Here is a 25,986-nt window from a genome sequence, read left to right as displayed (position 1 = left end):
TAAAGAATTTCTCAATAGGTCATTCTACAATCGGGTTTCTTGATACGCTTTTCTCTTGATTTTCTGGCTTATCGCCCAATGTTATACACAATGGCTTTGAAAGCGAACTCCGTCGTATCCATTTTCAGACAATCCGTGGTAAACTGGCACAATCAAGAAACGGCCAACCCTTTTCCACCTGACAGCGTAGAGTCGATTCTTTATAGTAAAAATCAAATTGATACGATCCAATGGCATGTGGAAGACGAAATCCGCAGACCCGATCTACCAGATCAAGAGTTGGTGGGTTTTAAAAGACAAATCGATAAACTCAATCAGGATCGAACCGATCTAGTTGAAATTTTAGACGATCGTATTTCTTCCGAATTTCAAAATGTCCCTAAAAAAACAGGAGCCAAAATGAATTCGGAAACTCCGGCTTGGTTAATAGATCGAATGAGTATTTTAGAACTCAAAATCTATCACATGGAAGAACAAACCCAGAGAAAGGACGTAGATGAAAATCATATTCTTGCTTGTAAACGAAAACTAGAAATACTCTTAGAACAAAGAAAGGATCTTTCCCAATGTTTAGACGAACTTTTGGAAGATTTAAAAAACGGTGATAAATTCTATAAAGTTTATCGTCAGATGAAAATGTATAACGATCAAAATTTGAACCCTTCTCTTTATTCTAAAAAATCATGAATTTATTAGTCATGAGGTTTTCTGCCATGGGAGACGTTGCTCTTATGGCGCCAGCTATCATAGCGATCGCAGCAAAATATACGAATATCCAACTTACCATTGTTACACGAGGAAATTACGCTCCTTTCTTTTATAATATTCCAAATGTAAACGTAGTTGGTTTTAATTTAAAACGTTATCGAGGAATTTTAGGTCTTTATAGACTTTTTCTAGAAATCAATAAATTAGGCCCTTACGAAAAAGTGATTGATCTTCATTCTTCCGTTCGTTCCAGATTGATCAGTCTTCTTTTTTCCATTCGCGGAATTGGAGTGTTTCGGATCGTAAAAGGAAGAAAAGAAAAACTCAGACAAATTCGTCAGAAGAAAAAAATTCTTACTCCACTTCCTCATACAGTAGATCGTTATCTCAAAGTTTTTGAACACGCTGGTTATCCCGCTTCTGCAAGAAAAGGTCCTTGGATCAACGTAGATCCAGAGTCCAAAATGTTCGCAAAGGAATTTTTCGAATCTCAGAATATTCAAAAAAAGGAAAGTCTTTGGATCGGATTTGCTCCGTTTGCAGGACACGCCTTAAAGGAATGGCCTAGAGAAAAAAGTAGAATTCTGCTTAAACTTCTTTTAGATGAATTTACCGGAGTCAAAATTTTTCTTTTTGGTTCTAAAGAAGAATCTAAAATTCTTTTGCAGTGGAGACAAGATCTTGAGGAATCTGTGAAAATAGTTTCTGGAGGTAAGTTGGGAATCCGAGGTGAATTGGGAATCATGGAAAGGATGGACGTAATGATAGGAATGGATTCATCTAACGTTCATATAGCGGCACTTCTTAAAAGACCTGTGATCGGAATTTATGGAACCACACACCCTTATTCTGGTTTTGCTCCTTTTGGCCAAGAGGATTCCGGTGTATTACAAATTGATAATTTATCTTGTAGACCTTGTAGTATTTATGGAAACACCACATGTTACCGCAAGGACTTCGCTTGTATGGAATGGATTCAACCAGAAGACGTCATCAAAAGAATCCGAGTTGTTTATAACATCAATACCTTGTTTTGATAAAACAAAGTCTTTTTTGATTCGTTTTTTAATGTGGCATTTGCACGAAGAAAACGGGGGCGTAAGCGTCTCTCTTAAATTCTCAGGAAATTCAAAATAAATTTAGAAAAAGACAATTGAGATGTTTACTAAAATTCAATATGGTTAACTGTTTTGTCTAAACTCAATACTACACACTTGCTATATTGTTCTGATAGATCAAAGTTTCTAATTTCCTAATAGTTTTAGTAAAATCTAAATTTCTAATAGATACTTTAAAGTGTATTTCAAAATCTTTTATGTTTGATTTAAATAAAACTATACGTTCATTCAAAATATCTCAAGAACTGGTCTAAAGGATCCGGAAGAGAAAAAAGCATATTGATAAGTGTGTTTCTTTTCTTTTTATTCTTAACGCTTGCGATCGTTTTATAGACTTCTTCCATCTTATCCACACATGCGTTCATTTCATGACTTTTAGAAATTTTGATAGACTCTTTCGAAAATTTCTCATAAAGAATTGGATCTTTCAAGATTTCAACTGACTTTTCGGCAATTCCTTTTACGTCAAAAGGTTTTGCTATATAACCGTTTTTTCCATCGTGAATGAGTTCCGGAATTGCAAAAGAATCTACTCCGACAGCGGGAAGTCCGCAAGCTACAGATTCCAAAATCACAAGCCCTTGTGTTTCCATAGTAGACGCGGTTAAAAATAAATCGTACTTAGGATATTCTTCTGGAAGTTGTTCCCTTTTAATAAAACCGGTAAACGTCACAGAGTTCTCCACGCCTAAATTTTGAGCCTGTACTTTTAAAGAAGGAAGCGCGGGGCCGTCCCCTATGATCGTAAGTGTAGAATCTGGAATTTCATCATGAATCAATTTGAATGCATTTAAAATTACGTCGCAATTTTTTTCGTAAGAAATTCTTCCTACGTGTAAAAGTTTAGGAGCAGAACTCAGTTGTTTTATAGTCCCCTTAAAACTAGTTAAATCGAGTCCGTTAGATATAACCGTAATTTTAGTTTTTAAACCAAACTCGCGGAGTTGTTTTTCGATCAAATTAGAAGGTGAAATGATAAGATCGCAACGTTCATAAATGTTATTTGAAATTTTAAGAATGATTTTTTTACGTATATTAAACTTATCGAATTTTTCTATCTTTCCTAGATCCTTCATTTTCAGCTTTTTATTCGATTTACTGACCCTTAAAAAAAGTTTATCTAATTTTAAAAGTCTGTAAAAAGAAAGATACATCTCCTGTTCAGACATCAAAGTATGATACGTTCCGATCGTAGGAATTCCGTATTTTTCAGTCGCGTTGATTCCATAAAGACCGAGTAAACCGGGAGTATGAATGTGTACCAAATCAGGTTCAAATTCTTTGATGACTCTTTTGATTTTGGTGGGTGAAGGAAGAACGACTTTGATGTCGGGATAACTCGGTAGATAACCGCTTCTAAATCTTTCGATTTTGATTCCATCTCCTAAGGAATCAAAATCCCCTTCTCCGTATTTAGGACAACAAATTGCAAAGGTATGACCTCTTTTTGCCAGAAGATCTGCGAAATTTCTCATAGAGATTGCAACACCATCCACCTTAGGAAGAAAGGTATCAGAAAAATAAAGAATTCTCATTAAAGATCTCCTCGTCGTTACATACAGAATTTATTAAAATCCAAAGTTACTCTTTGGATGGAAATAAAATATCGAATTTACAATTCCCAGGTTTTATAAAACCTGGGTTCAATCGATTAGAGAAGATGTCTGAACGTCTTAGAAAAATCACTCTTTTTTTATTCTGCTCCAGTATCGTAGCGATCGGCCTATCCGTATCCATCAGCCAAGGGTTTCTAATACTCGCTTTTTTATTTTCTCTATTCTCATCAAAAACTTCCGAATTTTGGAAAGAGCCTGTGATTTTGATCGGGGTTTTATTCTTCGGTTGGTATTTGAGCGATTTTCTGATCCATTCCTTTCGAGAAGAAAACTTTAAAATTTACTCTAAAATAGCATTTAACTCGGAACTTAAGGATATTTTTCTTTTTATCGGATTATTACTATCTTGGAATTTAAAAAAAGAAGAATTCCCTTCTGTTCTCAAAGCTCTAAACGTATTATTTTGGGTTCTACTTATAACCGGTTTTATTTCTAGTTTTTCTTCGGTTAGACTTTCCAGACTTATCAGCGATTTATATAGAGAATCCTCGAATTGGAAGTTCACACATCCAATGGGGCAGATTGGTGGAATATCCATTTATCTACCGATCGGTTTGATGAATACACACCTGACCTTTGGAGGACTTTTACAGTTCTTTTTTACGATGCCCGTTTTTCTATTTTTGAAGTCTTTATTTGAAAAAAATTTCAAAAAAGCGGGAATCAATGGAATCATACTTTTGTTTTTTCTTTATGTAGTTTTTTTAAATAATGCCAGATCATCTTTGTTAGGCGGCCTATTTTCTTCTGTCACCGCATTGATTGTGTTAGGTGTTCTTCGTAAAGAATTACCTTCCACAAGAATCATTTTTTTTACAATTGGGATTTTTACTTTTTTACTTTTTATAGGAATTGGTCTTTCGTTTACACAAGCAGGACAAAAAATCACCGATCCTCTTTTTGGAAAAGAAAAACATACAGACGCAGGAAGAGCGTTTATTTGGGATTCCACGTTTCCTTTGATCGAAAAAAATCCACTTACCGGAGTTGGTCCGGGCAACTATAATCGAGAAATCGAAAAGTCTAGAATGGAACATTCTGAAAAATACAAAGAACTCTATTATTTTTATGAAACGACTCAAAGAGGACATGCGCATAACGACTACTTTCATCTTTTAGCGGTTTTTGGAATTCCATCCTTTTTACTTTTTCTTTTATTAGGAACCGAACTATATCGTAAATTGATGACTACAAAACTTTCATATGAACGTTCCCTATATTTTTTTGGTTTATCCGGATTTTTTATTTCAGGGCTATTTCAATGTTACTTTCAAGACGATGAAGTAGTGATTTTGTTTTGGATTCTTTGCGGACTTTTTTTAAGACTTTCAAAAGAAGAATCTAATTCTGTTGAAATGGTTTAAATTCTGGATTTTCCTTCCTGTTTTAATTTATCTTTTTGTTTATTCTATATTTTGAATATAAATTCATTATAAAAAATCCGTTTTGTAAAAGTTATTTTTCCTACAAAGAAATAGTAGTCATTACATTAAAGTAGTTGAAAAATTCTATAATTGCGATTAACAAAACTACTTCAATCGGCCGTTTTCATAAAACAAAAGCAGATGGAGAACTAAATATTCAAAAACTCTATTTATTTTTTACAAAAACCTGCAATATAGTTAGTCGTGAATTAACACAAAATGGATTGATATGAGAAAACTCAAGCCACGTTCTTTCAAACTAAAGTCTCTGTCTGAAAACTCAGCAAAACGCTTTCCTGAATGCCGATCCATTTGTTTTAGTTTCTCGGAACGCATTCTATAATAAATTGAAATTAAAGACGAAATATTATATTAAGTTTTTTAATACGGTTAATTGACCAGAACTGGAGGTCCGGTTGCCTGTGGCAAACCGGATTCACACAATTTTTTTACGTCTAACTCATGTTAGTTAATACCGGTAACAATATGTTCCCAAATTTTTGACTTGATTGATCGGAACGTCTTCCGCAGATAAATATTCGTTAGATGGAAAAACACTTTCTCTAAAAGAAATCATTTCTTGGATCAATTCCGTATACTCTATTCCTTTTTTTGAATATTCGTGAAAACAAAAAGCAAAAAATAAAGAATTGTATTCTAAAAATAAAATTCCTTCGGTAGAATTGGGAATAACCGAAATAGAATTTCTAGAAGTGTTCCCAGGAATGGCAATTGGCCCGTTTCCTCTTTGATAAATAAAAATAGAATTTGGATTTTTAAAGTTTTCCAGACTATGAGGAAATAATAAATTTCCAGATTGAATGGAATAGAATACAGGCATAAATAAATAGACAGGTTTTTTTTCAAAATCCGGTGGGAAGTCGCCGGATATACGTTCCGGAGAAATAAATATTAAATTTCCTTTTTTAGATCTTAGAATTCCGTTTTCCCTAAATCGTCTTGTTTGAACCGGATGGTTGGTTTTTCTTCCGGAAAATCCGCTACTAGAAGAACTAAAATCAGAAACTTTCTTACAAGATTCCGTCGGAGAAAAATCATATTCTAAAATAGAAGTAAAAAATGATTTTCCAGATTCTAAATAAAAAGATTCCTCTTTCGAATTGTCGGTTCTACAAATTGTTTGTTCTACCAAAATTGAATTTTCAGAATGACCGAAAAAAACAGAATTAGAAACTTCTTCCGTTTGAAACGGAATCGGTCGATATGAAATTGCGTTTTGCCTAACTCGTTCCCATTCCTTTGAGTAAGAGTCGATTAAATACGGATCTTTTGTTTTAAAAAGAATTTCACGATTCTTGTCTCTGGCACTCATCGAAAAATTATACGAACCGGAAATTAAAACTTGGTTGTCTAATATCATAGTTTTATGATGTAATAAACCTCCTTTTCCGAAAGAATCTAAAGAAATCGTCTCATCATTCCCGTCTCCCGAAATTTCAGAACCTGGTTTTCTAAAAACGTTCGCTAAAAATTTTCCTTCCTCGTCCACGGGAGAATCATAAATACCTTTTACTTTTATACCTCTAAGATCAGCCAAAGCCAATCTGGAAGTCAAAACGGAATCAAAATGATCGAAGATCAAATATTTAATTTCGTTTTGTGAACGATCCACTTCTCTTAAAATGAGGTTTTGAATCAATCTTCCTTTTGTGGGTGAAATATAAAATTCAAAAGGAGGAATACTTAAAGAAATAAAATTTTCGTTTAAAAAAGAATAAAAATTCTCTATTTCGGAATCAAATAGATCAAAAGAAACATAACCGTTTAGATCGTTTTCCAAACCGTACCATGTGAAATTCCCGGAACCTAAAAAAACCTTTTTTCGATCTACAATGAGTATTTTAGAATGTTGTAAACCTGATTTTTCCCATTTTTGAAACAATCCCAGACTTTTTAATTCTATAGAATATTCTTTTTCTGGATCTGCAAGTATTTGAATTGTAACACCTCTTTCATTTGCATTTTTCAAAGCATCTAAAATTTCTAAATCATCGAAAGAATAAATCCAAAGATCGATTGAAAATTGAGCGTTCTCTATAAGTTTTAAAATTTTATCTCGTACATTCCTTTTTTTGAAAGTAGAAACGTAACGTCCTGGAAACGAAAAATGAGTCTCTACTTTTCGTAGTCTTCCCCATTCCAACCAAAATAAATCAGAATCGTTTTGATTAGAACAAACAGCCAAACAAATAAAAATTAAAATATATAAAGAGCCTTTTTTAATCATAAAACGACTCCAGAAGAAATTTGAAAAAACATTTCTTTTTTAGAATTTTCTAAATCGCTCCAGGAACCGCCAAGAGAAAGTTTCCAATAGTAAAAATTGAACTTAGAATTTTCAGAAGGTGTATAAATCCAAGTTTGAATCAAAACTTCTCTGAGAAAATCTTTTCTAAAACTGTCTCTGGAAATAGTAAGCGCTCCTGAATTTCCTTTTGTGTCCGAAAGAAAAAAGTAAGAAGCCATATAAAAACGGAATCGTATTAATGATTCTTGATATTCTAAATTGATACCTGTCCAAGCAGATTGACGTTTTCCGCCTTGAATTCCGGATTGTTTTTCCAAACCTCTTTCCGTAATCCAAGCAGAAGGATAAAAATCTAGACTTTGATTTGTACTAAACACAGGAGAAGGAGAAGAACCAATTCCTATAAAACCTAGTTCCAAGATCTCTCCGTTTTCACTTTTTTTATCTCGATCGGGAAGAAAACCAAAGATGTCAAACTTCCAAAAATTTCGAGAGGCTCCGAAAGAAACCAAAACAGCTTCTCCTGAAATAGGAATCATACTTGCATTTCTAATTCGATTCCAACCGGTTTTGTCTTGACCTCTGACTAAAATTCCGGATAAAAAACAATAAAACCAAACGTATTTAATTTTAAGTTCGATCGTAGAATGAGTGAGATAATCCCTATCTCCGGAAGAAACGTTTTCAATATTCAAATCGTTTGTATACCTACCCCAATTTTGAAGATTTAAATATTGAAAACGAAATCCAGTTTCCAAAAACGTAAGATCGTAACGATAACCGACCCCAACTCTATAACGATTTTTGAATGTATTTGAAATAGAATCTTTGGTATCAATTTCACCAAGAGGTTTTTTTGTGTTTAGAATTTCGTTTTTAAGCCCGTTCTTATCGAAAATAGAATAACCGGAATAAAAATCAAACAAGTCAAAACGAATACGCCCCGATTTTCCCAAGTCGGTTTTGATAGAAAGTCCATCCGTTCCATCCAACCAATCCGCAAACGTAGACGTTTTAAATTCTTCCCGAACTCTTCCAAAAATTAGAAAAACATTATCTTTCTTAAGTTCTAAAAATAAATTTTTACCTGCAAAAAAAGACGTTTTAGACTCGTTAGAAGCACTTAAATCTGCTTCCAATTGAATTTTTAAACCAGACGTTTCTAAATTTTGATTTATCCCTGCATGAAATAAAAAAGAATTCATCCTCAGTTCTTTATAATTTTTTTCTTTTTCCAGTTCAGAAAGGTTCCCAGTCTTTTGAATCATTCCCAATCCCCAACCCATCCAGGAAATTTGGGTCCAACCTTTATTTTTTTCTGAAGAATAAATAGGAAATAACATTATAAAAAAGGAATATATGAAAAACCTTTTCATAAACGTTCCTTTTTTTTGATTTCATAATCGGAAATAGAATCCCCGGTTCGGTTTTCTTTGAGAAGAATCAAATCGTCTGTTTCCGCGTCAATTGCAAACGGAAACGGAGAAAACTGATTCCCATAGCTGTGAATATGAAATAAAACTCCTTGGATTTCCTGAAATAGATCCAGCCCTTCGTTTTTACCAATTCCATTCCCGATCGTGCTCGTTTTATCGATCGTAAAAATTTTACGAAACGTAGTCGAATGAAACGGAACGGATTCATTTTTAAAATTAGGAGAAAGAACATAACCACATTCTCCTGAATTTAAAAAACGGTCTCCAAACGACCAATTGAACGTAGAAGGATTAAAATCGTTCCAACCAACCGGAGGATTGTTTCCAAAACGGAAAGAATATTCAACTAAACGATCAGAAGAAGAACTGTCTCTAATTTCCAAACTACGAACGTCAACCGAATCCGAGCCTAAGTTGCAGATTGAAAACCATTCGTTAGTTGTTACGGAAGGATTTGGATAAACACCTGAAATTAAAATTCCGGACGAACCTGGAATTCCTATAAGTCCCTCTCCTCCCAATGGAATTAAGTAGATCATCGATTTTTTTAGAATATTTGTAGATTCTAAAATTCTAATAAATAGTTCACTCCATAAACTTAAAAATTGAGAAACGTCTAAAGTTAAAGAAAAACTCGGTTGATATGTAAATGTTTGTATGATCCCAGTATGATTCTGAGTAAAATTGAAACTGATCCAAGGATCCAAAATGGAATTTAAGTTTTCTGAATATTCTTTTTGTAAAAATGGAAACGTTCTATTTTCAGATCCTGGGCTTGCCTCTGTACCCACACAACTGGATTTACGTTCTAAAGGGTCTGAAAGCGCACTGTTTTTCCAGACGTTTTTACCGGACAAGGTTTGCACTTTAACCGTCGATCTTCTCAATTTTTGCGAAGTAGAATTGATTCCCATAGAATCCCAAAAGATCCAATCGCTCGAAATTTTTTCGTCCGTGGAAATAAGTCTAATTTTTCCTATATTCGATAAATTGAATTCTGGAACAATCCAAGTCTCTACGTTAGGAAAACAAATCAATTTACCAATGGAGAAAACGTTTTTCCCCGGTTGTAAAGAAGTTAAAAAACGATAACTTTTTGTTCCTGAAACAATTTCTAAAATTTGAGAAGATGCGAACTCAGAATCTATTTCCACAAACCGATCGGCACTTACGGAAGAATTACCGTCATAAGAGCCCATCCAAGAAATTTCTGAAACTTCCGCGATTTTGTTCCAAGAAGAATCTGAAACTTCGGTTTTTTTTCCTGGGTTCATAAAATGAAAATCTACTATCTCGGAGAGAAAAGAATCGGAATGAATTTTAGGATGTGGAATTTTAATCCCGTTTCGAAACAAAATTGAAAAAACGGAACCGTCCGTTTTTTTTAAAATAGGAATTTCTAAAAAACCACTGGAAAGAATTTTCGTTTTTTGAGAAACCCTATCCTTTATAAAAATAGCATCTTTATATTCAAAATCCTTTAAGTCTCCTTGAGAAAATAAAATTTCTTCTTTGATAAAATCTCTTTTTCCTAAAGTAAAAATTTCTCCAGGTTTTAGAACTTTTGCATCCAGCCAAATTGGAATTTCTTTTTCTCCGCTTTCTAAGGATAAATAATTTGGATTACACATATTGTTTCCAAAATATTCTAAATCTATAAACTTATATTTAAAATTTAATTTTCCATCTAAAAATAAACCGGTAAAATTAACTTCTTCAATTTGAAAATCATCTAAATTACAAAATCTTAAATCAGTTTGAGAGTTTAGATTTTCGGTTTCATTAGAAAATGAAAAACCAGGATTCATACAAAATCTTTTTAAAGAATTAGAAGCAAAAAAATCGGAACAGGTTGAATAAAAATCGTTCTTAGAAGAATAGTATCTTTCTCCTTCTAAAAAGTTTTTTTCAGAATTTTTATAAGTTTGCAGAATTTCTTTCGATTTTAAGATCAAATTCCCTTTTTTCTTTAAATCCAACCAAGGAAAGTAGTTCAACTCTAAACCAGGAAGAACACTTCCGGATTCGGTTTTAAGAATTGTTTCCCCCGGAATCATAAATTGAGTTCCAGAAAATATGGGATAAGATCCGGAAGCCGTTTCTATTTCTAAATCTTGAAAACAAATCGGTTCTTTTTTAGAATTGGAGAATTCTAAAAATCTTCCCACAAAAGACTCGGTTCCGCCAAAAACTTCGCTTAAAACGGGAAGATCTTTATTACATAGATTTATAATATTCAGATTTTGTTTTTGGATCTGAGAAAAAAAATCAGTAAGGATAGACGCGTTACCCGGAATTTCTAGGACCAACGTATTTGTAGAGGTTATAAAATCCGGAGAAGAAAAAAGAATCCTTACTTTTCCTTCCGTAGCCAAAACACTAAAACCGATAAAAGAATTCGTAGAATGAGGTCTTAGAATTGAATTTTCTGAAAAAACGCTGATCCAATTTGTTTCTGGAAATTTTTCCTTTTTTAACATCCGATCCAATTCCTTGGAACTAGAAAGGACCGTCCAATCTTCGTCTACATCTTCTAAAAGATCCCGGTTCAATAGGATTTTTATGTTTGCCTGTCCATACGGGGAAAAGTCTAAAAATTCTGGTTCTAAACCAGAATCAGGGTGGGTATTCCAAAAATTTATAATATTCTGTAATTCTAATTCTATGTTTCCGTTTTTATCCGGAAAACAAACAGATATTCCAAAAACGGAAACCGCTCCACCGAACAGACATACGATCCCGGGAGCAGTACGTATTTTAACGCTTGGATCTTTCCATTCTTCCAGGATGATTTCTTTTTGAATTTCCTGATTGAAAGTGTTTTCAGGTTCGTAGAAAAATTTAAATTCTCCTGCATTTGTAATTGGAAATAAAAACGCAGAATTTCCTTTTCCACGGCAAAAATCGAGTGCAAAAAAAAGAAACGAGGCTACAAAAACGAATTTGAATTTCATGTTCCCCTCCGCCAAATACGGTTCCGGGAACATACGTTTCGTTTTAAATTTTAGAGATTTTTTATTCTTTTTTTTGAAGTTGTTTTAAAATTTTTTCGGCTAAATTCTCTCCGATTCCAGGAACTGAAAGTAGCTCTTCTTTTGTAGCTTCCTCGATTTTTTTTTCTCCCGAAAAATGTTTTAAAAGTAGTTTACTTCTTTTAAAACCTATATCAGGAACCTCTTGGATCAGAGAACGCATCGTTTCCTGATTTCTACGGGATCTATGATGCGTAACTCCAAATCTATGGGCTTCGTCTCTGAGATGGCGCAGAAGTTTCATTCCTGGAGAATTTATATCAAATATAAACGGTTCGTTTTCTCCTGGAAAATAAATTTCTTCTCTTTTTTTAGCAAGACCCACCATAGGAATTCCTTCTGCTCCCGCTTCCACAGCCGCTTCGCAGGCCTTTGTCAACTGAGTTGGTCCTCCGTCGATCACGATAAGATCTGGAAACACTCCTTCTTCATTGATGATTCTTTGTAAACGTCTGGAAATTACTTCGTGAATCATTCCTGGATCGTTAATCCCTTCGTAACCTCGTATATTATATTTTCTGTATCCTTGTTTAAATGGTTTCCCTTCTACAAATATAACACCACTTGCAACCGGTTGTGAGCCCTGAAAATGGCTAATATCATAACATTCTATAACATGAGGAAGGCGTTCTAAAGAAAACATCTCTTGGATTTCTTTTAAAGATGCGGTCTGATCCTTATAATGAGTTGCAAGTAATCTTTCTGACAATCCAAGCTCTGCGTTTTTTTCTGCAATTTTTAAAAGAGAACGTTTATCCCCGCCCTTAGGAGATTTGATTTTGGGTCTAAATCCAGTTTTTTCCTGTAGAACGTCCATAACGGTAGTAACTTCATCTTGAATGTCTGCAGGAACAAAAATAGAAGGAGGAATCAAGGAGGCGTTCAAATAATAATCTCTAAAAAAAGCTCCTAAGATTTCCGAATTCTCAGCATCCAAAACTCCTTGGATCGGAAAAGACTTTTTAGTTTCCAACCTTCCTCCTCTTACTTCTAAAAGAATCACTTGGCCCTCGTCTTGTTTTCTGGCAAAACCGATTACGTCTTCGTCTCCTCCTTCCAAACTGACAACTGTCTGTTTTTCTCTAAAATTTTGGATTCTCTGAAGCATATCTCTATAACGTGCCGCTTTTTCAAAATCCAATCGATCGGAAGAGTTAGACATCTTGATACTTAAATCGTTTGCAAGAGATTCTTTTCTACCTTCTAAAAATTGAATCACTTGATCTATTATAACTTTATAATCTTCTACTGGAATATTTCCCTGACAAGGGCCTAGACAACGACCCATATCAAAATTTAGACATGGTCTTCTAGGTTTGGGTAAGGGAAGAACTTGTCTAGTTTTACGAACGGGAAAAATTCTCAAAATGATGTCTAATGTTTCTCTAGTCGATTTAACGTCCGAATAAGGACCGAAATAACGATCTCCGTTATCCTTTAGTTTTCTAGTGATATAAACCATTGGAAAGGCTTCCGATAAAGACACGCAGATATAAGGATATTTTTTATCGTCTTTAAGACGAACGTTAAAACGAGGATTGTGTTTTTTGATCAGAGTCGCTTCTAAAATCAAAGCTTCTTTTTCGGTTCCGGTAGCGATCCAATCTAGATCGAATATTTCTTTTTGAAGTACTTTTGTTTTTACATCCGGGTGATTTTCTTTAAGATAACTTCTAACTCGTTTATTTAAATTTTTAGCCTTTCCTACGTATAAAACTTCTCCTTTTTTAGACTTCCAAAGATAACAACCCGGAGAAGCTCCTAGATTTTTTATTTTTTCTAAAATTAACGTATGATTTAAAATTTCAGGCATATTGTAGTTTTTTAATATAGATTAAGACTGAGTTTATAAAGTTTTAAATTTTGTATGAACTCTTACAAAATTTCGTTTTTTTATGATTCTATTTGTATCCTTAAAAATGTGTTCCTACAACTCTGAGTCTGCTCCAAAACCTAAAACGCGACCCTTAGGAGAGCGTTTTACTGAGTTAACGCGACCCTTAGGAGAGCGTTTTACTGAGTTAACGCGACCCTTAGGAGAGCGTTTTACTGAGTTAACGCGACCCTTAGGAGAGCGTTTTACTGAGTTAACGCGACCCTTAGGAGAGCGTTTTACTGAGTTAACGCGACCCTTAGGAGAGCGTTTTACTGAGTTAACGCGACCCTTAGGAGAGCGTTTTGCTGAGTTAACGCGACCCAGGAAACTCAGCGAATGCCTCTCTAAGGATCGGCATTCAGGAGAGCGTTTTGCTGAGTTAACGCGACCCAGAAAACTCAGCGAATGCCTCTTCTAAAAACCGGCATTCAGGAAGCGTTTTATTGAGTCCAAGAAACGAGACGCTTTAGTTATTACTTCGATCATCAACAAAAACAAGAAGTTTTCGTTTTACAAAAGTGTGGGAACTCATACAAAATTATAATAACAAAAGAATTCTAAAAGCTATAAATCATACAATACTACGATTTTTATGGGAACTAACTTTCCATTCAGTCTTAAACGAATATAAATTAAAATTCAAAAGAAATACGAAAAATGCAGCAGCTCCCACAAAATATGTACATCCCCAATTTCAAAATGGTTTATTAAACACGTAAACTTGTATGAGTTCCCACAACAATAATGGATTGAAACTCAATACAGCTATCTCCAACTCCATTTAGTATCTTTCTACTTCGTTTTCAACTTCTTTCAATTCGACTTCAAAATTCTCATCCTCTTCTAAAGAAATAGCAGAAAAATTTTGATCTTTTCTGAAATACTTTTCTTTCTTTCGTTTAGAATCCTTTTGTTTATTACGAATCGATTTCTTTTGATCTTCACTTATAATTCCTAAATTCTTACGATTGAAATCTTGGATTTTTTCACAGAGAATAGACCTAGCTTTATAACGATTTAAACCTTGAGTTCTGTAAAGGGAACATTTAACTTCGATTCCAGTGGGTTTGTGTTTGAGATGAACCGCTGTTGAAACCTTATTTACGTTTTGTCCACCCTTACCACCGCTTCTTGTAAAACTTTCTTCCAGTTCGGTTTCTTTAATTTGAAGAACTTCCATAAGTTCAAGAAGTTTAGATTCTTTTTCTACAGAAACCGGAAAACGAGAAGCCATAAAAACTACTTCAAATCCTGAAGTTCAAAATGATCTTTAAAATAAGGAAACGGTTTTCCATTTTCATCCAGACAAACATAAGTAATCTTGCAATCTATAATTTCTTTTAGTTCTTTTCTGCGCTGACTTTTACCAATGGAAGTGTTTCGAATTGTGATCGAACTATTTCCTATTTTTTCGATTTTAGAAAAAATTTGGATAATATCACCGAGCAGCCCAGGACTTTTAAATACAACGTCTGCCATACTTACCGTTACGATGTTCGAATAACGGATTTTTTCCATAACAAACATCGCACAACCTTCGTCTATCCAAGCAAGCATCTGGCCTCCGAAAAGAAACCCGTGTTGATTGAGATCTCTAGACATCACGATGTGTTGAGTAGCAAGCTCCATTCCTTCCAATTTTTGATCGATAAATACTTCCATAATATTCTAAACTCCTGATATGATAGAAGACGATGGGCAATCTTTTTTTAAAATACAATCCTCACAAAATCTACGATGCGCTTTACAACTTTTTCTTCCAAGAAAAATCAAATATAAGGAAATATCTCTCCAATACTTTTCAGGAAGAAGAGACATCAAATCCTTTTCCACTTGAACCGGATCGTTTTTAGTCGTAAGCCCTAAAACTTTTGAAAGCCTATTTACGTGAGTATCTACTACAATCCCTTCTACAAGTCCGTGAACTTCCGATAAAACAACGTTTGCTGTTTTACGACCAAAACCAGGAAGTGTAATCAACTCTGCAATCGTCTTAGGAATTTTACCGTCAAAGTCTTGGATCAATTTTTTGGCAAAACCTTGGATAGACTTAGCTTTATTTCTATAAAACCCGGTGGAAAAAATGAGGGTTTCAATGTTTTTTAAATCTGAATTGGCAAAGGATTCTAAGGTAGGAAAATTTTTAAAAAGAGAGGGGGTAACTTGATTGACTCTTTCATCCGTACATTGAGCAGATAAAATGACCGCAATGGCAAGTTCATAGTCTTTTTGAAAATGAAGAGGTGTAGAGACTTCCCCGAATTCTTTTCTTAAAAGAGAAAAGATTCGGGAAAACCATTTTAGAAACGCAGGATCAGGCTTTTTTAGGTGCCTGTTTTGTAATTCCTGCGTATTTTTTCGGAGCAAGAACGCCCAAGGATCCGCCATTATCTTTGATGGCGGCCTTAATTCCTTTTTTTCTCAGAGTTCTCAGAGCTCTGGTAGAAAGACGGACTGTAACCCAGCGGTTTTCATCTTCCAAAAAGATTCTTTTTTTGATCAGATTCACCTTCCAGGTTCTTCTTGTTTTAATATGGGAATGGGAAACATTGTTCCCAGAGACTGTGCCTCTCCCGGTTACTTCACATCTTCTGGCCATAGTAAGGACAGAATTGATGTTCTCTTTTACCTGTCAATCTTTCTGGCATTTCTGCTAAATTTTAAATGACTTTTTCTTTTTTCAGTGGAGAATCTTTCCGCTCCTAAAAAACTGCCAAACAAACTTGTCTCGATGTTCAATATTTTTCTTATAAAGTTTCAACTTCGGTTGGATCGAATTTGGAATGTCAACGTTCTTCCTTTTTTTCAAAGTAAAAGGGTCCGAATTGAACGAAAACTTCAACCGATTTTAAACGAAGAATTTACTAAAGAACAAATTGTAGATCCAAAACAATTTCAGCATCTTCTCTATGAAACCAATCTTCCTTTGAAAAACGGAATCCCTGCCTACTTTGCATCCGATACGGAAGTAGAATCGACCTCATTTGCAGGAGGAAAAAAAAAGGTTCTGATGAGACAAAAACTTCGTTCTCATTTTCGTGGACAAGCGAAGTATCTATTTTGGAAATTTTTTAAAAGTTCATTACATATTTTGAATAAAAAGCCTTGGAAAAAAATTTTTTCCAAGGAAAAATCAAATATAAACGATTTACAAAATTCTCTCGATCTACTAAGCGCTGCGTCTCCAAATCCATATCGTTTGTATCTACATTCTTTGATTTATTGGGAGGAAACATTTCCTTGGGAAAAATGGAAGTCGTCACTTCCTCTTTTTTGGATTCCTTTTGGAGGTTCTCAAAAAATCAAACTTAGGTTTATAGCTGCAAAAGCCTCTTCTTTTTCTAAACAAGAACTTTATGAAGAAACGTATTCTCCGGAAATAGCCTTTTGTGACCTTTATGCTTTAGGTTATCTAAGAGAAACTTCAGATAAAAACATAGACTTAGAAAATCCAGAACTCTATTATTTAGGTACATTCTTTCCTTCTAAATTAGAAAAAAAGAATCTTCCACTTTGGTTAAAAGAGAGAAATTTATTTTCAAGTGAATTTCAATGGAAGAGCACTTCTAAAGAACAAGTTTTTAAAATCTTAAATAAAGAAATTCGATTTAAAATTGAAACCGAAACCCAGGAATCTTTTAATTCTGAACTTACCCAGGTAGGTGGAAAAAAATTTAATTTAAAAAGTAAGTTTTTGAACGGACTATTTTTTCAAAGAGCAATCTTAACGTATCATCCGACTGTTTTGGCAAATCGAGTTCTAAAAAGATTTTAAAATTACCAATTGCTTAAAATTTGTAATTTATAGAAACTTCAATAAAACAAATTTCTTACTGAACGGCGATTTATTGATATTGAGAACGCTGTTTTCAAGTTTTACAGAGACTCCCTTATTCTTAATTTATAAACTATGTGAAACTTTCCACATTTTTGGCTATTTTCAAAAGAGCTTTGTATGAATGTTTTAACACATTAAGCTTTATTTAGAGAGCAAACTTCTAAAATTTAAAATCTAAGATAAGGCTCTACGTAAAATATTAATAAATTAAAATTCCTTTTATAAAGATTTTCTTAAAAATTATTCAGCACAAAACATTTGTAATTATCTTAATTTTTTAGCTCGTCTTAAAATAAAAAATCAGGTATTGTGTCTAACATTGTAAATATCCGCAGTTGATACGCAAAAAGAAAATTATCATAACAGCTTAGAGTATACTTTTAGGATAAAACCTATTGTTTCTTGTTTTTCTGATTCACAATTTAGCGATGAACATTCGCCTAACGGTATACCTTCTAAGTATTTCGAATTTAAGAAATCAGTAATAATTTCGTCTAATTCTACCAGTTTGATTTCCACATCAAAAGGTGGTATTTTGTGTTCTATTGAAATACAATTGAATCGAAGTTGAGCGGCTTGTTCATCAAACCAAACGTAGAATATCATACGCCTGTCGAAGTAAAGCTCTAGTTGCTTTTTCCTATTCTCGATTAACCTTTCAAAAAAAACTAAAAAATCGGATACTTTGCACTCTTTAGCAATTTCAAAAGATATGCTTATTGTCAGCATATTCTCCCTTCTCTCGCTTTCAAAATCAACAATACCATTGCCGACAAATATAGGTTCAGTAATTAACTCATCGAGATTCCTAAAATATTCTATTTTCATTAAATTTATTTAGTTTTAATGTTATATATCTTAAGAAATCATCAAGAATTTTTTAAAGTATGACATAAAATATAATTTTAAAAACCATGATTCGTTAATTAAAAAATTTTTCAAATAAACTTTTAGAATATAATCTTAAATAGTTATTTTATAAATTATATATTTTTAATATTATAAAAATTATTTCGTGTGCAAAATTTAAAATATTAAAACTACATAAAATAGACTGTTTTAAAATTTAGAAATAAATTTTAGATTTGACATTCTTAAAATTGATTAAAAAACTTAGCATATGAATTCCGTCCCAAATTTTTTAAAAATCCAAAAAGAGAAAATTCCCAAGGGTTTTAGTTATCTATTGAAAACGTCCGAATTAATTGCGGCATACGATTCCGCAGAAATCAAAATAGAAACCATTCTTACGTATTCTACTGGTAACGAAAATTTTACGGTTCATTTTTGGCCTCCCAATCCGAATATAAATCAGGAACGACTTTACATCATTGTAGGAACTGTTCCCTCGCAATTTGCTCATCTCGTCCGAGAATCGATGAAATCTAAAATTTTACCGGAATTTATGAAATGGATTACCGGGCTCCTTTCACTTTCTGCAAATTCACCCAGACGAAATCAAACTCAATCTTGGCTTTGGGAATTTAAAAATCCTGATACAAATCAGAAACAATCGACTTAAGTCTAATTCATTTAAGAATGAATTTCTAAGATTGCCGATTGAACGAAAAATTAAGCTAAACTTAAGCTGGCTGCCTTGAAAAAAATTCGGTTACATACGACAATGTTTTGATCAGTCCACAGAACGTATGAGTTCCCACAAATTTTGTCTCTTCAACGAGTTTACGACTTTCTAACAGACTTTATTATTGTGGTTCAACTTTCGTGGGAGTTCCCACATTTTTAGTTTTTAAAAGTAATTTTGGCAGAACGGAACGCATGCAAAAAAAGAATTCTTTACCGCAAAACAAATTTTCAATCTGTTCCGACAGGATCGCAAATTTAAAGTTGCAAATTTTTCCATCTTTCCACTCCGGCTTGAAAACGTTCGTTCGTTTCTCCAAAACCGATCCGAATCCATCCTTCACATTCAAAGTCATGTCCCGGAAGTACAAAAACTCCACATTGATCCAATAAAAGATTCGCATAATGAGAAGAATCGATATCCTTTTTTAGTTTTACAAAAGACACAATTCCTCCTCCTGGTTTTGTAAAATGTTGAAGACCGGGAAGTTGTTTCCAAATACTTTCAAAAAATAGAATATTCTTTAAAATAGATGTTTTAATAGGACCGACTAAACGTGTTCGATTTTGTAAAATTTGAAGAGTCAAAAATTCAGAAATTGGCGAAACTGTGTGAGTTAGATAATCTTTAAACGACCTTGCCTTCTCAATCAGTTCTTTGGGCCCGGTCATCCAACCGATTCGAAGTCCCATCACTCCGAAACACTTTGTAATTGAACCAGTACTTACTGTGTGTTCTGTAAGTCCAGCGCCAGTCCAACTGAGATCATTTTGAAAATCTAAAAAGCGATAGTGTTCATCAAAAAGAATCCAACCCTTATGTAAATGTGCCGCTTGTTGGATCATTTCAATTGAATTTCTATCCAGAGACAAACCACTTGGATTGTGTGGATGATTAAAAACAACTAGATCTTTCCCTTTTTGGAACAATTGATGGATCAAATTTACTGATAATGAAGAATTTTTATCTAAATTCTCTAATAAAGAAATCGCCTCTAGGCGAGTTCCTATCACCTTAGGTATTTCATATAACGCTTGGAATGCGGGAGAAAAATAAGAAACAACAGAATCTTTTTTACAAAGGATATGAAATAAAATATAAAGTGCTTCTCCGGTTCCAGTCGTAACTAAAATTCGATCCGCATCTAATCCCGGATAAAGTTTTGCGATTTCACTCCTAAGAGTAAAATCTCCTCGATTGGGAGAATCTTCCAAAGAAATAGAATTTAAAACGTCAACGGAAAGATTTAAATTAGAAAGCAATTCGCCTAACGTGATATTTCGAATTCCACTTTCCCCTAAATTGCAAGGAGCAATCTTTCTATATTTTTCAAGTCTCTCTTCAATCCAAAATTTACCTGGTTCCATCAAGATACAATTGTAAGAATGGCACCTACTAAAAGAAATAGAATTGCAAAAAAACCAAAAGAAATCTGAATCCAAAAATGAATCCTTAAACTACGGAGACCAATTTGTAAAAAATCCAAATCCTCTCCTTTTGTATCTGTAATTCTTTGAAAAGAAATCCCAGAACTATAACTCCAAACCCCAGCCAATAAAAATAAAATTGCTGGAACTAAAAACAAAACCAATTTCACGGTTTCGATAGAAACAAACGCAGAAAAAAAAGCCACTCCGGAAAGACTAAAAAAAGAAAATGACGCAAGTTTTAGAACTCTACTCAATCTCAAAAATTCTCTGTTTTCGTCCTGACCAAATTCGTAAGATTCCATACTTCTAAGATCGGCTAAAATTAAGGTTGAACCTCAAAAGAAAGCCAATTTTTATGAATTTTTAATCCTCTTAAAAATATCGAATTGGAATTCTTTTAAATTTTATGAATCATCTAGAATCCTTTATTTATCCTTGGACTCAGGAACCTTTTCCAAGTTCAGTTCGTAAAGAAGCAAATCTTGCACTTGAAAAATTTTCCAAAGGAGAATCCAGTCCGGATGTAGAAGCATTTTCCATTCCTCTAGAATTCGGAACTGGAGGAATACGTGGAAAGTTAGGCAACGGAATCGGAAGGATGAACGAATTTACCGTTGGTAGGGCTGCACTTGGATTTGTAGGTTATCTTTCTAAAAAAAACAAAAAGGCTTCCATCGTAATTGCCTACGATTCTAGAAGAAGATCTAAAGAATTTGCGGAAGTCACCGCAGGGATTGCGGCTTACTTAGGAGTCAAAGTCATTCTATTTAAAGAAGTAACTCCTACACCTATTCTTTCTTATGCGATCCGTTATTACAAAGCGAGCGGAGGTGTAGTCATTACTGCCTCTCACAATCCTCCAGAGTATAACGGTTTTAAGGCGTATCTCTCAGATGGAGGTCAGCTCGTTCCTCCAGATGATCAAAAAATTATTTCTAAAATAGAATCCATTACCGATTGGAAACAAATTCCTATTCTTGCTACAAAAGATCCAATTTACAAAAAAATGGTAAAATTTGCCGGAAAGGATTGTTTTACTTCTTACAAAAAAGAACTTTTTAAAGCTGGAATTATTTCTACTTCTCTAAAATCAAAAGACAGGGTAGAAATGAAAATCGTTTATTCTCCGTTACACGGAACCGGTGGAAAAAGTATGCAAGAACTCTTAAATAGTTTCGGATATAAAAACGTATTTTTAGTTCCAGAACAAAAAGATCCAAACGGAGAATTTCCTACGGTTAAATATCCAAACCCAGAAGAAGCGGAAGCGATGGAACTTTCCAAAAAGTTTGCGATCCAAAAAAACGCTCACGCTTTTATTGCAACTGATCCGGACGCAGACAGACTTGGAATCGGAGTCAAAAACCAAAACGGAGAATACGTCTTGTTCAATGGAAATCAGATCGGTTCCATCATGGCTGCTTATTTATGCGAAGCTTATTTCGCAGGTAAAAAAAAGAAAAAGGCAGTTTTAGTAAAAACAATCGTTACCACTGATTTACAAGAGAACATTGCTAAAAAGAACAAAGTAAAATATAAAAACGTATTAACCGGATTTAAGTTTATCGCTCAAGTAATGGCAAAAATTGATAAAAGCAAAACAGATTTCTTTTTATTTGGAGGAGAGGAATCTTTTGGTTATCTTCCGGTTTCTTTTGTAAGAGATAAGGATTCACTTTCTTCCGCTTTATTGCTTTTAGAAATTCTTACAGAAAAAAAAGATCTTTTCAATTACATGGATGAGATTTATCTCAAATATGGTCTTTTTCAAGAAAGTCTCAAATCATTGACTTTAGAAGGAAGCGTCGGTAAAGAAAAAATTCGTAAATCTTTGGAATCTCTACGAACCCTAGATTTGTTAGGAAAAAAAATTCACCAAAGAAAAATTATAGGGATTCTCGATTATAAAACCAAAATCGCAAAAGGAAACGCTTCCAAGTCCGCATTTACTGGTTGCCCTTCTTCGGACGTAATTCAAGTCATTTTAGAAGGAAACGCAAAACTTACAATTAGACCCTCTGGAACAGAACCTAAAATTAAAATCTATTCCTCTTTTCAAAGTTTAAAAACTCCTAACTCCAAAGAAGAAATCAAAACACTTACAGAAAACCTTCTTTCCGAAATCAAAACATCCGAAGAAATATTTTTAGAACTGGCGGAACTTTCATGAACGACTCAGACATCCATAAAGAACTCTTTCAACATACGAAAGAGCTAGCAGATCATTATCTACTCAATACTTACGCAAGATATGAGGTAGCATTCCGTTACGGAGTTAACGAACTTCTATTCGATTTTGATAATAAACAATATATTGATTTTCATTGTGGAGTTGCGGTCACAAATTTAGGACACGCAGATCCAGACATTATAGAAGTGGTTCGTTCTCAAGCGGACAAATTATTTCACACTTCCAATCTATTTTATTCCGAAGAGGCTGCAAAACTTGCTGAACTTCTAATACTAAATTCTTTTCCTGGAAAAGTATTTCTAACCAATTCAGGAACCGAAGCAATCGAAGGGGCCTTTAAACTCGCACGAAAATACGCATATTCTAAAAGTATTATAGATCCAATCATACTTTCTTTGGAAAAAAGTTTTCACGGAAGATCCGTTTCTGGCATGAGTTTAACCGGACAAGATAAAATCAGAAAAGGTTACGGAGAACTTTTGAAAGGAATCGAGTTCATAGAACCAAACAACGACGAAGCGCTTGTAGCCGCATTCGAAAGATACCAAGGAAGAATCGTTGCCTTAATCGAAGAACCTATCTTAGGTGAAAGTGGAATTATACCTTTATCTAGGAATTTTCTTACACTTTCCAGAGAACTGACAGAAGAAAACGAAGCACTTCTAATTTTCGACGAAATCCAAACCGGAATGGGTAGAACCGGGACGTTATTCGCCTTTGAGACGATGGGTTTTAGTCCAGACGCAATGACCCTTGCCAAAGGACTTGGATCTGGATTTCCGATCGGAGCTTTGATCGTTGGAGAAAAATATCAGGACTTATTTACCCAAGGATCTCATGGATCTACATTCGGAGGAAATCATCTCGCGGCGGCAGTTGCTTATGAAACGATTCGTATCATCCAAACAAGAGAAATTCTAAACAACGTAAACGTTTGCTCCGATATAACTTTTACAAGACTGAAAGAGATGCAGGAAAAATATCCAGTGATCTCAGAAGTGAGAGGAAAAGGACTTCATATCGGACTTGAATTAAAAGTTGCTTCTAGACCGATCGCAGAGGCCTGCCTGTCCGCCGGGCTCGTAGTCAATGCAACGGCGGATAACGTAATTCGGATCATGCCCCCACTTACGATTTCAGCTGACTTTTTAAATCAAGGATTAGACATCTTAGAATCCGTACTCAAACAATACTAAAAAAAGGATCTAAAAAAAGAATGAAAAACGTAGCAGTACTTTCCGGAGACGGAATCGGACCGGAAGTTATGGAGGTAGCTATCTCCGTTTTAAAAAAAGCTCTCGGCGCAAATGTTTCCGAGTTTCAATTTAAAGAAGGATTTGTAGGTGGAATCGCAATCGATAAAACTGGACATCCTCTTCCATCGGAAACTCTCAAACTATGTGAAGAATCTTCCGCGATTCTTTTTGGAAGTGTGGGAGGTCCTAAATGGGAAACACTTCCTCCGGAAAAACAACCGGAACGAGGAGCGCTTTTACCCCTCAGAAAACATTTTGATCTATTTGCAAACTTAAGACCTGCTATCATTTATCCAGAGTTGAAAAATGCTTCTCCGGTTCGTTCTGATATTATCGGAAACGGATTAGACATTCTTATATTAAGAGAGTTAACCGGAGGGATTTATTTTGGACAACCCAAAGGAAGAGAAGGATCGGGACAGGAAGAATTTGCATACGACACGATGAAATATTCCAGAAGAGAAATAGAAAGGATTGCTAGAGTCGCATTCCAAGCCGCCAGAAAAAGAAATAATAAAGTGACTAGTATCGATAAAGCAAACGTCTTGACTACTTCCGTTTTTTGGAAGGAAGTTGTAATTGAATTGCATAAGAAAGAATTTTCAGACGTCCAATTGAACCATCTTTATGTGGACAATGCGGCGATGCAACTGATTGTAAACCCGAAACAATTCGACGTGGTTCTTTGTGAGAATATGTTTGGTGATATTCTTTCAGACGAAGCTTCCATCATTACAGGTTCAATCGGAATGTTACCTTCTGCTTCCCTTTCCGAATCTGGATTCGGACTGTATGAACCTTCGGGTGGTTCTGCACCGGACATAGCCGGAAAAGGAGTAGCAAACCCGATCGCTCAAGTATTGAGCGCGGCGTTGATGTTACGTTATTCTTTTTCTATGGAAGAAGAAGCAAACAAGATAGAAACCGCCGTACGTAAAACGATTGCTTCCGGAAAAAGAACCAGAGACATAGCGGAAGCAGGATCTACAATCGTGGGAACCAAAGAAATCGGTCAATTAATCGAATCCTTTCTCTAAAAAGAGGTAAAAAAAAATATGAAAGCAGGTGTAGCTCCCAACGGAAGACCGTATCAAGTATTGATTGCAGAAAATTCCAGATTCCAAGCAAAACAATTGGCTCAGATTTTGGAATCAGAAGGTTATCAGGTGATTGGATTTGCGGAAAACGGAAAGGAACTCGTCAAACTCTACGATGAACACAGACTTGTAGATTTGATTACATTGGATCTAAACCTTCCAGTAATGGACGGTTATGCGACATTTTTTGAGATTAAGGGAAAAGGAGTTCTTCCTAGAATTGTAATCGTTTCTGAAGAGAACACTCCCGCCGTTTTAAAAAATCTGATAGATGAAGGTGCAATGGACTATATTCCAAAACCGATTAAACGAGAAAAAATATTGGAAAAGGTCAACGCGGCGATCAAAAAAGTTCCAAAGGTCTAACCTTCTTTCCAAATCAAATTCAGATTTCTTCCTACTTCCTTTTTACGATGGCTAAAGAAATCTGAATTTTTTTCCAAAGTACAAATTTTATCGGATTGAAGTAAAACTCGAATTCCATTTTTCTCTAAGCGAAATTTAAGAAAAGATTCCAAATCAAGTAAAGTTTTATCTTCTTCGTTCTTTCTTAAACAATCCGGAAATTCTTTCCGAAACAAAGACGCTACGTCTTCACCTACTTCATATCTTAGACTGCTTGCATAAGGTCCTAAATAACCAACAAGCGAACCTTCTTTTAAAATAGAATTTGAAAAGGAACGTTTTAAAGTTTTTTCTGTAATTCCAGCAAGTGTTCCTTTCCAACCGGAATGAATCGCTACAAACTTAGGGCTTTGAGCGGACCAAAAAAATAAGGGCATACAATCTGCAGTTTTAATACATAGAATTTGATTCGATTCCTCTCCAATCCATGCGTCCCCTTTTGGAAAAGAAAAATTTTTTAACATTCCCAGATCTACAATTCCATCTTCGTGAACCTGATTTAAAATGAAAATTTTAGATTCGTGAAATCCAGTAAGTTTGGAAATTTCATTTTTTTGCTCATCTACATTCAAATTTGTGAAAGGAAGTTCTTTTTTACCTGCAATTAAAATCTTAATTTTTTGTTTTGAAGAAATTGGAAAAGAATAGAACAAAGCCATGAAATCCTAAATTACATTTTAGTAGTAAACTGACCAGTGTTAAAGT

General features: G+C 34.4%; 22 protein-coding genes. 9 read left to right on the top strand and 13 right to left on the bottom strand.

Annotated elements, in window-relative coordinates; genetic code table 11:
* Window positions 1-90: 90 nt before the first annotated feature.
* Together LEP1GSC059_RS19940 and LEP1GSC059_RS19935 are read left to right on the top strand one after the other, a co-directional pair.
* Window positions 91-687, top strand: a complete 597-nt coding sequence (locus LEP1GSC059_RS19940) for a DUF4254 domain-containing protein (RefSeq protein WP_036025318.1) — start codon at window positions 91-93, stop codon at window positions 685-687.
* Window positions 684-1,745 (top strand): glycosyltransferase family 9 protein, encoded by a 1,062-nt coding sequence (locus LEP1GSC059_RS19935; protein WP_017214912.1) that lies wholly within the window; start codon window positions 684-686, stop codon window positions 1,743-1,745. The genes LEP1GSC059_RS19940 and LEP1GSC059_RS19935 overlap by 4 nt, the downstream gene beginning before the upstream one ends.
* A 305-nt stretch (window positions 1,746-2,050) precedes the next feature.
* Here LEP1GSC059_RS19935 and LEP1GSC059_RS19930 read toward each other — a convergent pair whose 3' ends face one another.
* Window positions 2,051-3,361 (bottom strand): glycosyltransferase, encoded by a 1,311-nt coding sequence (locus LEP1GSC059_RS19930; protein WP_002176519.1) that lies wholly within the window; start codon window positions 3,359-3,361, stop codon window positions 2,051-2,053.
* A 125-nt stretch (window positions 3,362-3,486) separates the two neighbouring features.
* On the opposite strand from LEP1GSC059_RS19930, the gene LEP1GSC059_RS19925 reads away from it, so the two are divergent.
* Window positions 3,487-4,806, top strand: a complete 1,320-nt coding sequence (locus LEP1GSC059_RS19925; protein WP_036057939.1) for an O-antigen ligase family protein — start codon at window positions 3,487-3,489, stop codon at window positions 4,804-4,806.
* 529 nt (window positions 4,807-5,335) lie between these two features.
* Here LEP1GSC059_RS19925 and LEP1GSC059_RS19920 read toward each other — a convergent pair.
* From LEP1GSC059_RS19920 to rpmB, 8 genes are all read right to left on the bottom strand, one after another.
* Complete coding sequence (locus tag LEP1GSC059_RS19920; protein WP_017214910.1) at window positions 5,336-7,114, bottom strand: phospholipase D-like domain-containing protein; 1,779 nt, start codon at window positions 7,112-7,114, stop codon at window positions 5,336-5,338.
* Entirely contained in the window at window positions 7,111-8,511 is a 1,401-nt protein-coding gene (locus LEP1GSC059_RS19915) for an LA_2168 family protein (RefSeq protein ID WP_002176504.1), read from the bottom strand. Before LEP1GSC059_RS19915 ends, LEP1GSC059_RS19920 begins: the two co-directional genes overlap by 4 nt.
* On the bottom strand, window positions 8,508-11,525 hold the full coding sequence (locus LEP1GSC059_RS19910; RefSeq protein ID WP_020981141.1) for an LIC11755 family lipoprotein: 3,018 nt from the start codon (window positions 11,523-11,525) through the stop codon (window positions 8,508-8,510). Before LEP1GSC059_RS19910 ends, LEP1GSC059_RS19915 begins: the two co-directional genes overlap by 4 nt.
* A 61-nt stretch (window positions 11,526-11,586) precedes the next feature.
* A complete protein-coding gene (gene uvrC / locus LEP1GSC059_RS19905) occupies window positions 11,587-13,416 on the bottom strand; it encodes an excinuclease ABC subunit UvrC (protein ID WP_020981207.1) in 1,830 nt (609 codons plus the stop codon).
* Between the two features lie 844 nt (window positions 13,417-14,260).
* Window positions 14,261-14,713 (bottom strand): peptide chain release factor family protein, encoded by a 453-nt coding sequence (locus tag LEP1GSC059_RS19895; protein ID WP_002176561.1) that lies wholly within the window; start codon window positions 14,711-14,713, stop codon window positions 14,261-14,263.
* A gap of 5 nt (window positions 14,714-14,718) precedes the next feature.
* Window positions 14,719-15,141, bottom strand: coding sequence for an acyl-CoA thioesterase (locus LEP1GSC059_RS19890; protein WP_002152737.1), 423 nt, complete (start codon window positions 15,139-15,141; stop codon window positions 14,719-14,721).
* Between the two features lie 6 nt (window positions 15,142-15,147).
* The gene (gene nth / locus LEP1GSC059_RS19885) at window positions 15,148-15,846 is read right to left on the bottom strand and encodes an endonuclease III (protein ID WP_036025244.1); all 699 of its coding nucleotides are present in this window, start codon (window positions 15,844-15,846) and stop codon (window positions 15,148-15,150) included.
* A complete protein-coding gene (rpmB, locus tag LEP1GSC059_RS19880; RefSeq protein ID WP_002176768.1) occupies window positions 15,794-16,078 on the bottom strand; it encodes a 50S ribosomal protein L28 in 285 nt (94 codons plus the stop codon). The genes nth and rpmB overlap by 53 nt, the downstream gene beginning before the upstream one ends.
* Window positions 16,079-16,210: 132 nt before the next feature.
* Between rpmB and LEP1GSC059_RS19875 the strand changes: the two genes are divergently transcribed.
* Window positions 16,211-17,254: a hypothetical protein gene (locus LEP1GSC059_RS19875; protein ID WP_017214906.1), complete on the top strand. Its 1,044-nt coding sequence runs from the start codon at window positions 16,211-16,213 to the stop codon at window positions 17,252-17,254.
* A gap of 420 nt (window positions 17,255-17,674) precedes the next feature.
* On the opposite strand, the gene LEP1GSC059_RS24460 is transcribed toward LEP1GSC059_RS19875, so the two are convergent.
* The gene (locus tag LEP1GSC059_RS24460) at window positions 17,675-17,923 is read right to left on the bottom strand and encodes a hypothetical protein (protein WP_017214905.1); all 249 of its coding nucleotides are present in this window, start codon (window positions 17,921-17,923) and stop codon (window positions 17,675-17,677) included.
* Window positions 17,924-18,437: 514 nt separating this feature from the next.
* Here LEP1GSC059_RS24460 and LEP1GSC059_RS23480 point away from each other — a divergent pair.
* On the top strand, window positions 18,438-18,839 hold the full coding sequence (locus LEP1GSC059_RS23480) for a hypothetical protein (RefSeq protein WP_017214903.1): 402 nt from the start codon (window positions 18,438-18,440) through the stop codon (window positions 18,837-18,839).
* Between the two features lie 320 nt (window positions 18,840-19,159).
* Here the strand turns inward: LEP1GSC059_RS23480 and LEP1GSC059_RS19860 are convergent, their stop codons facing one another.
* Together LEP1GSC059_RS19860 and LEP1GSC059_RS23475 are read right to left on the bottom strand one after the other, a co-directional pair.
* Window positions 19,160-20,269 (bottom strand): pyridoxal phosphate-dependent aminotransferase, encoded by a 1,110-nt coding sequence (locus LEP1GSC059_RS19860; RefSeq protein ID WP_020981204.1) that lies wholly within the window; start codon window positions 20,267-20,269, stop codon window positions 19,160-19,162.
* The gene (locus tag LEP1GSC059_RS23475; RefSeq protein WP_235592096.1) at window positions 20,269-20,535 is read right to left on the bottom strand and encodes a hypothetical protein; all 267 of its coding nucleotides are present in this window, start codon (window positions 20,533-20,535) and stop codon (window positions 20,269-20,271) included. Before LEP1GSC059_RS23475 ends, LEP1GSC059_RS19860 begins: the two co-directional genes overlap by 1 nt.
* Before the next feature lie 203 nt (window positions 20,536-20,738).
* Here LEP1GSC059_RS23475 and LEP1GSC059_RS19850 point away from each other — a divergent pair, with 203 nt between their 5' ends.
* The 4 genes from LEP1GSC059_RS19850 to LEP1GSC059_RS19835 are packed head-to-tail and all read left to right on the top strand — an operon-like array spanning window position 20,739 to window position 25,242.
* The gene (locus LEP1GSC059_RS19850; RefSeq protein ID WP_020981248.1) at window positions 20,739-22,502 is read left to right on the top strand and encodes a phospho-sugar mutase; all 1,764 of its coding nucleotides are present in this window, start codon (window positions 20,739-20,741) and stop codon (window positions 22,500-22,502) included.
* Window positions 22,499-23,719: an aspartate aminotransferase family protein gene (locus LEP1GSC059_RS19845; RefSeq protein WP_017214899.1), complete on the top strand. Its 1,221-nt coding sequence runs from the start codon at window positions 22,499-22,501 to the stop codon at window positions 23,717-23,719. The genes LEP1GSC059_RS19850 and LEP1GSC059_RS19845 overlap by 4 nt, the downstream gene beginning before the upstream one ends.
* Window positions 23,720-23,739: 20 nt before the next feature.
* Complete coding sequence (leuB, locus tag LEP1GSC059_RS19840; RefSeq protein ID WP_002176625.1) at window positions 23,740-24,816, top strand: 3-isopropylmalate dehydrogenase; 1,077 nt, start codon at window positions 23,740-23,742, stop codon at window positions 24,814-24,816.
* A gap of 18 nt (window positions 24,817-24,834) precedes the next feature.
* Window positions 24,835-25,242: a response regulator gene (locus tag LEP1GSC059_RS19835; RefSeq protein WP_000643584.1), complete on the top strand. Its 408-nt coding sequence runs from the start codon at window positions 24,835-24,837 to the stop codon at window positions 25,240-25,242.
* On the opposite strand, the gene LEP1GSC059_RS19830 is transcribed toward LEP1GSC059_RS19835, so the two are convergent.
* Window positions 25,239-25,940 (bottom strand): purine nucleoside phosphorylase YfiH/LACC1 family protein, encoded by a 702-nt coding sequence (locus LEP1GSC059_RS19830; RefSeq protein WP_017214898.1) that lies wholly within the window; start codon window positions 25,938-25,940, stop codon window positions 25,239-25,241. The genes LEP1GSC059_RS19835 and LEP1GSC059_RS19830 overlap by 4 nt on opposite strands.
* Between the last annotated feature and the right edge of the window lie 46 nt (window positions 25,941-25,986).

Source organism: Leptospira noguchii serovar Panama str. CZ214 (assembly GCF_000306255.2).
GTDB lineage: Bacteria > Spirochaetota > Leptospiria > Leptospirales > Leptospiraceae > Leptospira > Leptospira noguchii.
This window is presented reverse-complemented; position numbering and strand designations above follow the sequence as displayed.

Coding starts and splice junctions, on each gene's coding strand:
- LEP1GSC059_RS19850 (WP_020981248.1), top strand. CDS start 20,739: ATGAATCATCTAGAATCCTTTATTTATCCTTGGACTCAGGAACCTTTT.
- LEP1GSC059_RS19920 (WP_017214910.1), bottom strand. CDS start 7,114: ATGATTAAAAAAGGCTCTTTATATATTTTAATTTTTATTTGTTTGGCT.
- LEP1GSC059_RS19875 (WP_017214906.1), top strand. CDS start 16,211: ATGTTCAATATTTTTCTTATAAAGTTTCAACTTCGGTTGGATCGAATT.
- LEP1GSC059_RS19915 (WP_002176504.1), bottom strand. CDS start 8,511: ATGAAAAGGTTTTTCATATATTCCTTTTTTATAATGTTATTTCCTATT.
- LEP1GSC059_RS19860 (WP_020981204.1), bottom strand. CDS start 20,269: ATGGAACCAGGTAAATTTTGGATTGAAGAGAGACTTGAAAAATATAGA.
- LEP1GSC059_RS24460 (WP_017214905.1), bottom strand. CDS start 17,923: ATGATATTCTACGTTTGGTTTGATGAACAAGCCGCTCAACTTCGATTC.
- rpmB (WP_002176768.1), bottom strand. CDS start 16,078: ATGGCCAGAAGATGTGAAGTAACCGGGAGAGGCACAGTCTCTGGGAAC.
- leuB (WP_002176625.1), top strand. CDS start 23,740: ATGAAAAACGTAGCAGTACTTTCCGGAGACGGAATCGGACCGGAAGTT.
- LEP1GSC059_RS19935 (WP_017214912.1), top strand. CDS start 684: ATGAATTTATTAGTCATGAGGTTTTCTGCCATGGGAGACGTTGCTCTT.
- LEP1GSC059_RS19830 (WP_017214898.1), bottom strand. CDS start 25,940: ATGGCTTTGTTCTATTCTTTTCCAATTTCTTCAAAACAAAAAATTAAG.
- uvrC (WP_020981207.1), bottom strand. CDS start 13,416: ATGCCTGAAATTTTAAATCATACGTTAATTTTAGAAAAAATAAAAAAT.
- LEP1GSC059_RS19940 (WP_036025318.1), top strand. CDS start 91: ATGGCTTTGAAAGCGAACTCCGTCGTATCCATTTTCAGACAATCCGTG.
- LEP1GSC059_RS23480 (WP_017214903.1), top strand. CDS start 18,438: ATGAATTCCGTCCCAAATTTTTTAAAAATCCAAAAAGAGAAAATTCCC.
- LEP1GSC059_RS19890 (WP_002152737.1), bottom strand. CDS start 15,141: ATGGAAGTATTTATCGATCAAAAATTGGAAGGAATGGAGCTTGCTACT.
- LEP1GSC059_RS19925 (WP_036057939.1), top strand. CDS start 3,487: ATGTCTGAACGTCTTAGAAAAATCACTCTTTTTTTATTCTGCTCCAGT.
- LEP1GSC059_RS19910 (WP_020981141.1), bottom strand. CDS start 11,525: ATGAAATTCAAATTCGTTTTTGTAGCCTCGTTTCTTTTTTTTGCACTC.
- LEP1GSC059_RS19835 (WP_000643584.1), top strand. CDS start 24,835: ATGAAAGCAGGTGTAGCTCCCAACGGAAGACCGTATCAAGTATTGATT.
- LEP1GSC059_RS19930 (WP_002176519.1), bottom strand. CDS start 3,361: ATGAGAATTCTTTATTTTTCTGATACCTTTCTTCCTAAGGTGGATGGT.
- LEP1GSC059_RS19895 (WP_002176561.1), bottom strand. CDS start 14,713: ATGGCTTCTCGTTTTCCGGTTTCTGTAGAAAAAGAATCTAAACTTCTT.
- LEP1GSC059_RS19845 (WP_017214899.1), top strand. CDS start 22,499: ATGAACGACTCAGACATCCATAAAGAACTCTTTCAACATACGAAAGAG.